This is a genomic window from Blautia sp. AF19-1 (assembly GCF_003479155.1).
Classification (GTDB): Bacteria; Bacillota; Clostridia; order Lachnospirales; family Lachnospiraceae; genus Fusicatenibacter; species Fusicatenibacter saccharivorans.
The window spans coordinates 147,274-159,618 of sequence record NZ_QUGQ01000007.1 but is presented as its reverse complement, the minus strand read 5'-3'; the positions used below and the strand labels follow the sequence as shown (position 1 = coordinate 159,618).

Sequence of the window (12,345 nt, the reverse complement as noted above, 5' to 3'; positions counted from 1 at the left end):
CTGGGAGAAAGGAAAAATCCAATTACCATCTAAGATAATTGGATTATACGTGACTGTTATGGACTGGTTTTCACCGATTGATCCATCCAAAAAGAACAGCGAGTTTATTGCCGTGGAGAGCAAAAGCTTCTGGAAAGCGGCGTGGGGAAGATTTAAGAAAAATCCAATGGCAGTCCTCGGACTGGTCGTCATCCTCCTTCTGGCAGTGATTTCCATTTTCGGGCCGATGATCAGCCCCTACGCATATGATGCACAGGACGCAGCCAATCAGTACGCAGGCTTTTCGGCACAGCACATTTTCGGAACCGACAAATTCGGCCGTGATGTATTTACAAGACTCTGCTACGGAGGCCGTATCAGCCTGGCGATCGGTTTCGGAGCAGCTGTCATCAACACCGTTCTCGGTGTGGTGATCGGTGGACTGTGCGGCTACATTGGTGGAAAATTTGATAACTTTGTGATGCGTATTGTGGATATCATCTACGCAATGCCATCTATGATCTACGTTATTCTGATCATGATGGTTCTCGGATCGAATGTACGAAGCATTTTGATCGGTATCTGCATTCCGGGCTGGATCGGCATGGCCCGTCAGGTAAGAGGCCAGCTGATCGCCTTAAAGGAGCAGGAATTTTCCATGGCAGCACTCGTCATCGGAGCAAGTGATGCGAGAATTCTCTTCCGTCACCTTTTGATCAATGCCATCGGACCGATCATTGTACAGATTACCTTCCTTGTTCCGAATGCCATTTTTACTGAAGCCTTCTTAAGCTTCATCGGAATCGGCATTTCCGCTCCGATGGCAAGCTGGGGTTCCATGGCGCAGGATGCCCGACAGGTGCTCACCATGCACCCGGGACAGCTGCTTTTGCCGACCATCTGCATCTGTATCACCATTTTCTCCCTGAACTTCCTCGGTGAGGGAATCGGCGATGCCTTTAATCCAAAGAAAACCAGGGGGTGAAGCGTATGAGTTTACTCGAAATCAGCCATCTCACAACAAAATTTGAAACGCCGCAGGGAACCGTCAGCGCAGTCCGCGATGTTTCCTACCATCTGGAAGAGGGCGAGGTACTTGGTATTGTCGGCGAGTCCGGTTCCGGAAAAAGTGTCGGCATGCTGACCCTGATGGGACTTCTGGCATCGAACGGCAGAGTAGAGGAAGGAGAAATCCTTTTCGACGGAGAAAACATTTCTCCGCCGCACACGAGGGATCGGAAAGAAAAACGGGCGTATGAAAAGAAAATGCAGCAGATCCGCGGAAATCGCATCGGCATGATTTTCCAGGATCCGATGACATTTCTGAATCCGATCCTGAAAATCGGAATTCAGATGACAGAGGGAATTCGAAAGCATCAGAATTGCTCCAAAAAAGAAGCGGAAGCGAAAGCCATTGAGCTGATGCGGCAGGTCGGAATTCCAAGTCCGGAAAAACGGCTCGATCAGTATCCATTTGAATTTTCCGGCGGCATGCGGCAGAGAATCATTATTGCGACGGCGCTGGCGTGTGATCCGAAGCTGATTATCGCAGATGAGCCGACAACCGCACTGGATGTGACGGTACAGGCACAGATCCTGGAGCTTTTGAAAAAGCTGACGAAGGAAAAAGGAACCTCTGTTATCATGATTACCCACGATCTCGGCGTTGTTGCTTCTATGTGTGACCGGATTGCTATTATGTATGCCGGCCAGATCGTAGAAGAGGGAACCATCGATGAGATTTTCTACGAACCGCATCATCCGTACACGAAAGGTCTTCTGAACAGTATCAACAATTCGGCAAAGGATAACGATGAACCGCTTGTTCCGATTCCGGGAACACCGCCGGACCTCTTAAAGCTTCCGAAGGGCTGCGCATTTATGAGCCGCTGTCCTTACACTATGAAGATCTGTGAGGTACAGGCCTCTCCGGTGACAACCTACAGCGAGACGCACTGCTGCAGATGCTGGCTGGAATGTATGGATGAAACAAAAATCACAGTTTCCGGGGAGGAGGCTGCCAATGAGTGAAAATGTACTGGAAGTAAAAAACCTGTGTAAATACTTTGATGTGAACAGAGGAATGAAGGGAGCACAGAAGGTCATTGCCGTAGATGGTATTTCCTTCGAGGTAAAAAAAGGGGAAACCTTCGGACTGGTCGGAGAATCCGGCTGTGGAAAAAGTACACTTGGCCGCACGATTTTACGGATCTATGAGCCGACAAAGGGCGAAATCGTTTTCGAGGGAGAAGATATCTCCAGGCTTTCCCGGAAAAAGATGCTTCCCTACCGGCAGAAGCTGCAGATGATCTTCCAGGATCCGTATGCATCCTTAAATCCCCGTTTTACTGTCGGTGAGATTATTGAGGAGCCGATGGTGATTCATCACATGTACGATGAAAAAAAGCGAAAAGAACGCGTGCAGGAGCTGCTGGAAACGGTTGGATTGAAACCGGACCACATCCGGAGATATCCGCATGAATTTTCCGGCGGCCAGAGACAGCGAATCGGAATTGCGAGAACGCTGGCACTCGAACCAGACTTTATCGTCTGCGACGAACCGATTTCGGCGCTCGACGTTTCCATCCAGGCACAGGTCATCAACCTTTTGGAGGATATTCAGAAAAAAGAGGGTATCAGCTATCTCTTTATCGCACACGATCTTGGCATGGTAAAGCATATCAGCCACCGGATCGGTGTCATGTATCTGGGACACATGGTAGAGATCGGAGAATCCAATGATGTTTACCGCCGTCCGCTTCACCCATATTCGAAGGCACTGCTTTCTGCAGAGCCGATTCCGGATCCGAAGACCGCAAGAAGCAGAAAACGAATCCTGCTGGAAGGCGAAATCCCGAGTCCGATCCATCCGCCGAAAGGATGCCCGTTCCACACGAGGTGCCCCTACGCTATGGAAGAATGCAGCCAGGCCCGCCCGGCAACGTATGATATTGAGGGCAGGAAAGTGGCTTGCTTCTTATATTCCCCGCGGTATTTGAGACAGAGGGAGGGTCTGGCAATCGAACCGCTGCTGGCCGGAGCAAAATAGAACCATTCCGGTGCGGCAGGTTTGGGAACAGAGGTTCCAGGGACCGGAGCTGTGTTTCAAACAAGCATCAGCAGCAAAAGGAGGAGAACATTATGAGGAAATTATGGAAAGCAACAGCGACACTGGCAGCGGCTGTTCTTCTGGCAGGATCCCTTGCCGGATGCGGAAGCAGCGGAGGAAGCAGCAGCTCTTTCGGAGGAGGCAAAAGCGGCAGTACTTCCGATATGATTGTAACAACGATGAATACCGAGGCCGGAAGCCTGGACAGCGCAGGAGAGAGCGGTTTATGGTGGTGGTCCTACGATGATGTGTGTATGGCCCCGATCATGGAAATGAAAGAGGACGGTTCCTGGGATTATATTCTGGCAGAAAGCGTTGATGTCAATGAGGATATGACACAGTACACCGTACACCTCCGCAGCGATGCAAAATGGAGCAACGGAGACGATGTGACAAGTGCCGATTTCAAAAATACCATTGTCCGCGCACTGGATCCGAACTGCAAGAGTGGTTATTCCTCAATGCTTTACCCGATTGCGGGAGCTGAGGAAATGTACAACGGAACCGGCGATGAGAGCGGTCTTGGCGTAGACACCAGCGATGACAAGACCATTGTGTTCAACTTAAAGGAGCCGTGCGCTTACTTCGAACAGCTCTTTGTACTTCCGGTTTATATGCCGACGCATCGTGAGCTTCAGACCGAGACCAACGGCGACTGGGCAATGGGAAATGACATGGATGCGCTGGTAAGCTGCGGACCGTACTACCTCGCAGAGTATGTACCGAACCAGTACAGCGTTTATAAGAAAAATGAAAATTACGTTCAGGCAGACCGGATCAAAACCGATACGATCAAAAAAATGGTTATGGACGATACACAGTCCATCATTAATGCGTATAAATCCGGTGAGCTGAACTTTATCTCAGCAGATTATACCGTTATGGACGAGTATAAAGACAGCGATGAGCTGATTACTTCTCCATCTCAGACTAGTTATTATGTACTGTTCAATGTAAATGAAGCACCATTTGACGATGTCCGCGTCCGCCAGGCGTTCTCTATGGCAGTCAACCGCGATGAGGTAGCTTCCGCGTGCGGTTCCTCTTATGAGGCAAGTGATTTCTTCGTAGCAAAACATCTGAAATCCTCCGCAAGCGGCAAGGACTGGGCAGAGGAAGCAGAGGAAGATCCGATCGGCTTTGATCCGGACAAGGCAAAAGAGCTTCTGGCAGAGGCCGGTTACCCGGATGGAGAAGGCTTCCCGGCCATCACCTACAAATATCCGAGCCTCCAGCTTGACAGCGATATGGCACAGGCCCTGCAGGCACAGTGGAAAACAAACCTTGGCATCGAGGTGGAGCTTCAGGCAGAAGAGCAGCAGGTACAGGTAGCAGAGAGAAGATCCGGCGATTTCCAGCTTGCCCGCATGAGATGGACCGCAGACTTTACCGATCCGTTCACCTTCCTTTCCATGTACCGCTCCAACGACAGCTACAACGATAACAAGACCAACTGCCCGGAGTATGATGAACTGATGGCACAGTCGAATGAGGAAAGCGATCCGGCCGCCAGATTTGAGCTGCTGCACCAGGCTGAGAGCGTACTGGTAAACGACTACTGTTTCGGCGTACCGGTACTGAATTCTTCCAATATTTATCTGGTAAGCACCGACATCACAAACTTTGAGATTGACCCGTCCAGAAACATGATCCGTACCAAATATCTGGTATTAGGAGACAGCTCTTCTGAGTCTTAAGCAAAAAATCGGAAAACGGGAAGGCTCCGCAGATGGCTTAGCAGCTGTTTCGAGGGGAGCCGTAAAACGGTAATTTTCCGGAAAAAAAACAATAGAAGCCGTGGAAACAGGAGGAAATGAATATGGAAGTAAATAAAATCATCAGCCACGCATTACAGAGTATGCCGCCGAGCAAACGTCAGAAAGCATTTGCGAAGGACACCTCAAAACTGATCCATATGGGATTAAACGAAAACAATTACGGAATGTCACCGAAGGCAGTGGCGGCACTGGAGGACTCCATGGCGGGAAGCCATTTTTATCCTGACTTTGCGGCAGTACTGCTGAAACAGAAGGTGGCAGAACAGTACGGATTAAAAGCAGAAAATGTACTGACCGGAGCCGGATCGAGTGCGATGATCGATATGATCGGACTGACCTTTCTGGACGAGGGAGATGAGGTACTGTTTTCCGCTCCGACCTACGGGGCATTTGCCGACATGGCGTATTTAAATGGCGGTGTGCCGGTTTCCGTACCGGTAACCGAGGAGCAGAAATTTAATCTGCCTGCCATGAAAGAAAAAATCGGTGAAAAAACAAAAATTGTGGTGATCTGCAATCCGAATAACCCGACCGGAACGTATGTGCCGATCGGGGAGCTGGAGGCATTCGCAGATACCCTTCCGGAGGACGTGCTGCTGGTGATGGATGAGGCATACATGGAGTTTGCTACCGAGCCGGACTGCTGCAGTATGGTTGATTATATGAAAGCGCATCCGGAAAAACCGATTCTGGTTCTCCGCACCTTTTCCAAATATTATGCGATGGCAGGCCTTCGTGTCGGCTATGCGCTGGGATCCGAAGAGCTGATTGGAATCATGCGGAAATGTTCCGCTTCCTGGAACCTGAATGTCTGTGCCCAGAAAGCGGCAGTGGCAGGCCTGGCAGACCAGGAATATTATCAGGAGCAGAAAGCCAAAATCGTGGAGGGAAGAGAATATCTGGAAAAAGAGATGGCAGCGCTTGGCTGCAGGGTTTATCCGTCCCAGTCGAATTTCATCTACTTCGATACCGGAAAAGATCCTGCCTGGATTCAGGAACAGCTGATGGAAAAGGGCATCCGTATCGGCGCTTTTGAGATGAGCCGTGTGAGCGTGGGAACGATGGAGGAGTGTAAACTTTATATCAAAGCATTAAAAGAAATTCTGGAAGCGGCAGAGTGAAAAAAGGTTTTACGGTAAACGTTAAAAGATAGAATGAAAGAGAAAAAGACCGGATGAGAAGTAAAAAATCTGGTCTTTTTCTGCTGGTATGAGAACAGAAAAAGCGGATCAGCAGGTTGCATATTTCAGGTAAAAAAGGTATACTTATAAGTGATAAAAAGAGAAATATGTTAGCAGCAGCTAATAAGAAAAAAACAGAGAAAAAACATGGTTTTTGCAAATTAGTGCTTGCCATTCCATGAAAATTGGAATATTATATGTGCAAACGCCTATAGATGAAAAAAGATGTATCACATCCTGAAAGGGGAAAGAAAATATGCTTTTTAAAACATACCAGAAGATCACGACGTTATTTAAAGAACATCATGGATATATGAGCTTCGCAGACCTCAGAGATCATCAGGTGACCGTACTGCAGCTGGCAGAAATGGAAGAGGAAGGAAGTCTGGAACGATTTGCACGCGGCTGGTACTGGTGCAAGGACTGTGGTTATGAAAAACCGGAAGACTATCAATATATTGAAATTGCGAAAGTAAACCCACGCGCAGTCATCTGCATGGACAGTGCTGCATGGCTTGCCGGAATGCTGAAAGAAGAGCCGGCTACGATTGCAGTTGCAACAGCACGGACAGACCGAAAAAAAATGGATCTGGAAAATTTTGAAATCAGACGTTTTTATTTCCAGAATGCCGATGTTCCGGGCGAAATCTGTGAGAAAAAGACAGAGTTTGGTTCCTACAAATATTATTCTCCGAAGAGAACCTTCTGTGACTGTCTGCGCATGAACAACAAGATGCCGGAGGAAGTAAAAGAAGAAATCCTCACCTGGTGCCGGAAACAGAAATATTCCAAAGAAGAGATTCTGGAATACGCGAACAAGCTCCGTGCGGTAAAAAATATCGAGGAAGAGTATCAGAAATAAAATTTCACAGGAATAGATAAGGGAAACTCCCGACGGAAGATCTTATACGAGAAATTCTGCCGGGAGTTTCTGCGTGTATATCGGATGGTTACGCATACACGATTTCCTCGTATGTTCCCCTGTGTCATTCGCAAAAATCGCATAAAATGAGAAGCAAAGAGCAATACTTGACTAGCCGAACGGGAAACGTGGCGATACAATAGAGGCAACAAATTTCGGGAGGATTTTACCTATGAGTAAAGAGACGAGAGAGTATGCAAAACAGCTGGTTTCCCAGATGACGCTGGAAGAAAAAATGAGCCAGATGGTCTATCAGTCACCGGCGATCGAGCGTCTTGGCATTCCGGCATACAACTGGTGGAATGAAGCGCTGCACGGCGTGGCAAGAGCTGGTGTAGCAACGGTATTTCCGCAGGCTATTGGCCTTGCAGCAACGTTTGATAAAGAGCTGCTGCAGGAGATCGGTGATGTTGTTTCTACCGAGGGACGTGCAAAATTCAACGAGTTTTCGAGAAAAGGCGACCGCGGCATCTACAAAGGCCTGACCTTCTGGGCACCGAACGTCAACATTTTCCGTGATCCGAGATGGGGCCGCGGCCATGAGACATATGGTGAGGACCCGTATCTGACCGGTGAGCTCGGATGCGCCTACATCCGCGGATTACAGGGACCGGACCCGGATCACCCGAAGGCAGCGGCGTGTGCCAAACATTTCGCCGTCCACAGCGGCCCAGAGGCGATCCGCCATGAGTTTGACGCAAGAGTCAGCAAACATGATCTGTATGACACCTATCTGTATGCCTTCAAACGCTGTGTCAAGGATGCAAAAGTCGAGGCAGTCATGGGCGCGTATAACCGTGTCAACGGTGAACCGGCATGCGGAAGCAAGACATTGTTAAAGGACATCCTGCGCGATGAGTTCGGCTTTGAAGGCCATGTTGTCTCCGACTGCTGGGCAATCATAGATTTCCATGAGCATCACAGAGTGACCAAAAATGTAGAGGAGTCCGCAGCGCGTGCCGTCAACAACGGCTGTGACCTGAACTGCGGCGTTGCTTTCCTGCATCTGCCGAAAGCATACGAGGATGGCCTGGTATCCGAAGAGGCAATCACCGCGGCAGTTGAGCGCCTGATGGAAATCCGCATCCGCCTCGGTATGATGAAAGACTATCCGTCACCGTACGAAGATCTGTCCTACGATCTAGTCGAGTGCAAGGAGCATGTTGATCTGTCCGTCAAGGCAGCGAGAAGAAGTATGGTTCTGCTGAAAAATGAAAACAACATGCTGCCGCTCGATGTGAAGAAGATCCGCAGTATCGCCGTGATCGGACCGAACGCGAACTCGAGAGCAGCGCTGGTTGGAAACTATCAGGGAACATCGTCCAGATACATCACACCGCTGGAAGGAATTCAGCAGTATGTCGGTGATGATGTGAGAGTGACATACGCAGAGGGCTGCCATCTGTATAAAAATAAAGTCGAAGGACTCGGCGAGGACAAAGACCGTTTCAAAGAGGCTGTCATTGCCGCTGAGCACGCAGACGTTGTCGTTCTGTGCCTTGGACTTGATGCAACTGTTGAGGGCGAGGAAGGCGATGCCGGAAACGAATACGCGAGCGGCGATAAGCTGGGCCTCAATCTGCCGGGCTTACAGGAGGAACTGCTTGAGACAATCACAGCGGTTGGAAAACCGGTAGTCCTCGTTCTCTCGGCAGGAAGTGCCATCGACCTGTCCTGGGCTGAGGAGCATGTACCGGCTATTCTTGACAGCTGGTATCCGGGTGCGCGCGGCGGAAAAGCCGTGGCAGAGGCGCTGTTCGGCGATTATGCACCGAACGGAAAACTGCCGGTGACTTTCTATCAGGGAACAGAAAATCTGCCGGAGTTCACTGATTACAGCATGGCAGGACGAACCTACCGCTATACTGATAAAAATATTCTGTATCCATTTGGATATGGACTGACGTATGGAACAATTTCCTACAGCGGCGCAAAAACGGAGCAGGAGACGAGCGCGGTGCTCGACGATGTGACCGTGTGCACGAAGGTGAAGAATGAGAGTGCATATCCGCTGCATGAGAGCGTAGAGGTTTATGTGAAATACAAAAACGCACAGCCGGGTGAGCCAGGCTTCCAGTTAAAAGGCATCGCGTGCGTGGAACTGCAGGCAGGAGAAGAAAAAGAGGTTTCCGTGACACTGCATGCAAGAGATTTTGCTGTTATCACAGAGGACGGCGGATGTGTCGTACGGCCGGGCGAGTATGAAATCTCCATCGGCGGACAGCAGCCGGGCGAAAGAAGCCGCGCGCTGACAGGACGTGAGACAGAGATTCTGACGGTCAGAAAAGAAGGAAATGAAGAGAACGTCGAGTATTAAGTATTAGATAGAAATTGAAAAACGAAGAGGGAGGTGGAATCGTCTGCCTCCCTCTTTTGGTGACAGAATGGACGGCTTGGTGCGATGATCGCTGGAAATCTGCCGAACCTGCTTCATTTCCAGACCGGCGGACTGTATGGTGCTGCATCTTCGTGCACCGAAGGGAAAAGTGTCGGTTGAGGGGATGCTGAACCGTGCAAAATATTTTGACCGTACAGGAAAGGTCAACGATCACACGATTTATCTGAGCGGAAACCTCGGAAAAAATGCCCTGGAATTTGCCATGTGCCTGTCGGCAAAAGCAATGGGCGGCCGTGTGTATACCATGGGTCATACTCTGGTGATCGAAGAGGCAGATGAGGCCGTGTTGTACTTCGGCGCGGACAGTACGTTCCGTTCTGCGAAGGAAGAGGTTGCCGCATGGGAGCCGCGTGTGCAGGATGTGCTGGCAGAGAAGATTACCGAAAAGCTGGAGCGCGCGATGGTGCAGAGCAGAGAACACAAAATCATTCTCCTTCCGGCGCTGCCGAAGGCGTGGGATCATGGAGAAGTGAAAGGCCTGCGGCTGGTTGGAAATGCATCGATTGCACTTGCGTGGGAGAATGGAAAACTGACACGGTGTGCGGTTACGGCGGATCAGGCGTATGAAGGGGAAGTTGTGTATGAAGAGATGCGTCAAGCGGTAAAACTGGAAAAAGGTGAGACAGTTATGCTGGATGCGGTATTGCAGCTGCTTGAATCATAAACATGAAGATAGAAAATGCCGGGCAGAGAAAAATCTGTCCGGCGTTTTCAGCATATGTAAAGATTATAAGGCGATGGAGGAAAAAGAAGCTTCTTCTGCCAGCAGCAGGTGATAGTAATGCTCGGAATAGCGGCAGAGATAACCAGGCATTCCCCGATAAGAACTGGTTTCTAAAAACGCGGCTGCGACGCAGGTGCGGCATATCGGTTGCAAACGGCATTGACAGCATTGGGAACTTAGGGAAATCTTCTGTGCAGCGGCGGAAACTTTTTCCCAGGCGGAAATAAATCCAAGATCAAAAACAGGGGCGGAGATTTCGGATAACATCACACAGGGGAAAAGAAAGCCCTGCCAGTTGATGAAGAAGGAGCAGTTTCCGGCAAGACAGGAGATATGACCATTGCCCCGTGGAAAAGACGGATTGTTGACGCGGTGGATGGATTCATGAACGTACTGCCGGAAAATATCGCTGGTCAGCTGCAGTTTCAGTGTCTGCAGGGCAAGCGCAGCGGCGTCTTCCGGGTTCAGGCGGACCTGAGCATCAAAAGGAAGGGAGCGTTCCCGGACGGCGGGCATCATATAGTGATCGGCATGAACGGGGACTCCAAGCTTTTCTCCGAGAACAAAGATTTTTGGAAAATCATGCGCGTTCTTTTTAGTGACGCTACAGCTGATTTTGACATCAACGTTTCGTTCGCGGAGCAGACGGATGGCGCGGACGGTCTGATCAAAGCCCTGGGGGTAATGGCAGAGACGGTTATAGGAAGCGGCATCGGCACCGTAGAGCGTGATGTTAATGCGGCGCGGCCTGTACTCAGCAAAAAAATCAGCCCAGGATTCGCCCAGCAGGGTTCCATTGGTGTTGATGGTAAGAATCATGCCCATGTTTCGAAGCTCAAGATATAGTGTTTTGAAATCAGGAAAGAGAAGTGGTTCACCGCCGGTCAGAAGAAGAAAAAGTGTACCGGCTTTTTGCATCTGCTGTGCAAGCAGAATCCATTCATCAACTGTGCGGAGTTGTCCCTGACATTCCATTTCTGAACGGGACAGACGGACATAACACATGTCGCAGTTCATATTGCAGAGTGGCAGAAGTTCAAGCGCGCCGGTAATAGGAATGTGCTGCTGGCGCGCTTTCTGGAGAAAAGAACGCTCGAAGGTGGAAGCGTCGTCCATGTAGTTCATAAAGGTTCCTCCGAAAAAAGTGGTTTGATGAACCAATTATTAATAGGTATAGTAAAGGATCGAAACGAGTGGGTTCGATCCTTTTGCTGTGGTTTGAAAAATTATTATTTAGTGGAAAAATCAGGATTTGGCGGTTTCCCAAGTATTGATGTCTAATCTGGTAGTACAATGAACGTTTGTACCATTTTCGGTCCAGATGACAACGGGGGTTGCTTCATCATCGCGGGTAGACTGGTCATCTATAAAACCACTGATAAATCCACTATCAGATTCCGCTTCATGAGTCTTGTTACAAGGATGATATCCAGAAAATTGAGCTTGAGAGCCCCAGCCTCCCCATGAGCCTTCTTTTGCGATATATTTTTTTTGCCCAGATCCATCATAATAATAAACATTATAATTATGACCGTATTGTCCAGCATCGCAGACAAATTTATAAACTTTCCCGCTATCCCCGCAGGCCGCCACATATTCATTTGCAGCAAATTCCTGAACCTCAACAACAGGTTCCATCCACTCTTTCTTCATAACGATATAACCTCCTCTAATAATGCATACCTTAAAGTATCATGCACAAAATTTAAAGCAGAATTTTGAATCGTATCTTCCGCAGCCTCATATTCCTCTAACGCCTGTGCAACGACTTCCGAAATGGTACGTGGCTGCTGAAAAGCATTCCAGAGAAATGCGGCGGTATCGTTTGGAACCATCACTGCATTCGAAATCTGACAGGCAGTCCCAACGGGAATAATCGCATATTCCCCTGCAATTTCACGCAGCAGATAATCGGAATTGACACGATATTTTTTTTCATTTATCTTTTGTAACAAATCCGACCGGGTCGGAGAAGCAATCGGTTCCATCACAAACTCCCCTCTTGCAAAATGCTGTGCCTTTTCAGGCAGAAAGTATTTCTGCAGTCAGCAAGAAAAATATGTAGAATGTTCGCAGAAATAAATTACATTTATCATTACAAAAAGATTATAAAAGAAGAACTAGGAAAAGTCAAGTAAAAACTGGAAAAAGATGGGAATGTAATCTGCTCAAAAACGAATTTTGCGATGTTTACTTTTAGTAGAGATGAAAAGGAGGTTTCGTGATAAGATAGAGAAAGAATTTGAAACGGAGG

Annotated in this window: 11 protein-coding genes; 8 read left to right on the top strand and 3 right to left on the bottom strand. The window is 48.8% G+C overall.

The genetic code is table 11. The annotated features are described in order from the left end of the window. The first annotated feature begins 58 nt into the window (after positions 1 to 58). The 8 genes from DWX26_RS06795 (at position 59) to DWX26_RS06760 (ending at position 10,031) form a co-directional block, all read left to right on the top strand. Complete coding sequence (locus DWX26_RS06795; protein WP_118601125.1) at positions 59 to 964, top strand: ABC transporter permease; 906 nt, start codon at positions 59 to 61, stop codon at positions 962 to 964. Between the two features lie 5 nt (positions 965 to 969). After that, on the top strand, positions 970 to 2,010 hold the full coding sequence (locus DWX26_RS06790) for an ABC transporter ATP-binding protein (protein ID WP_118601122.1): 1,041 nt from the start codon (positions 970 to 972) through the stop codon (positions 2,008 to 2,010). Beyond that, on the top strand, positions 2,003 to 3,028 hold the full coding sequence (locus DWX26_RS06785) for an ABC transporter ATP-binding protein (RefSeq protein ID WP_117804663.1): 1,026 nt from the start codon (positions 2,003 to 2,005) through the stop codon (positions 3,026 to 3,028). The genes DWX26_RS06790 and DWX26_RS06785 overlap by 8 nt, the downstream gene beginning before the upstream one ends. 92 nt (positions 3,029 to 3,120) lie before the next feature. After that, a complete protein-coding gene (locus DWX26_RS06780; RefSeq protein WP_118601121.1) occupies positions 3,121 to 4,785 on the top strand; it encodes a peptide ABC transporter substrate-binding protein in 1,665 nt (554 codons plus the stop codon). A 122-nt stretch (positions 4,786 to 4,907) separates the two neighbouring features. Then, positions 4,908 to 5,987: a histidinol-phosphate transaminase gene (gene hisC / locus DWX26_RS06775; protein ID WP_158579800.1), complete on the top strand. Its 1,080-nt coding sequence runs from the start codon at positions 4,908 to 4,910 to the stop codon at positions 5,985 to 5,987. A 316-nt stretch (positions 5,988 to 6,303) separates the two neighbouring features. Beyond that, on the top strand, positions 6,304 to 6,909 hold the full coding sequence (locus DWX26_RS06770) for a type IV toxin-antitoxin system AbiEi family antitoxin domain-containing protein (protein WP_022462444.1): 606 nt from the start codon (positions 6,304 to 6,306) through the stop codon (positions 6,907 to 6,909). Positions 6,910 to 7,141: 232 nt separating this feature from the next. Continuing rightward, the gene (locus DWX26_RS06765; protein ID WP_118601119.1) at positions 7,142 to 9,286 is read left to right on the top strand and encodes a glycoside hydrolase family 3 C-terminal domain-containing protein; all 2,145 of its coding nucleotides are present in this window, start codon (positions 7,142 to 7,144) and stop codon (positions 9,284 to 9,286) included. A gap of 91 nt (positions 9,287 to 9,377) precedes the next feature. Then, complete coding sequence (locus tag DWX26_RS06760) at positions 9,378 to 10,031, top strand: glycoside hydrolase family 95-like protein (RefSeq protein ID WP_330422991.1); 654 nt, start codon at positions 9,378 to 9,380, stop codon at positions 10,029 to 10,031. A 63-nt stretch (positions 10,032 to 10,094) separates the two neighbouring features. On the opposite strand, the gene DWX26_RS06755 is transcribed toward DWX26_RS06760, so the two are convergent. The 3 genes from DWX26_RS06755 to DWX26_RS06745 form a co-directional block, all read right to left on the bottom strand. Further along, positions 10,095 to 11,216 carry a radical SAM protein gene (locus tag DWX26_RS06755; RefSeq protein WP_022462366.1) on the bottom strand — a complete coding sequence of 374 codons (1,122 nt, stop codon included), beginning with the start codon at positions 11,214 to 11,216 and terminating at the stop codon, positions 10,095 to 10,097. 120 nt (positions 11,217 to 11,336) lie between these two features. Then, positions 11,337 to 11,744, bottom strand: a complete 408-nt coding sequence (locus DWX26_RS06750) for a hypothetical protein (protein ID WP_055221839.1) — start codon at positions 11,742 to 11,744, stop codon at positions 11,337 to 11,339. Continuing rightward, positions 11,741 to 12,079, bottom strand: coding sequence for a PqqD family protein (locus tag DWX26_RS06745; protein ID WP_022462364.1), 339 nt, complete (start codon positions 12,077 to 12,079; stop codon positions 11,741 to 11,743). The genes DWX26_RS06750 and DWX26_RS06745 overlap by 4 nt, the downstream gene beginning before the upstream one ends. Positions 12,080 to 12,345: the final 266 nt, after the last annotated feature.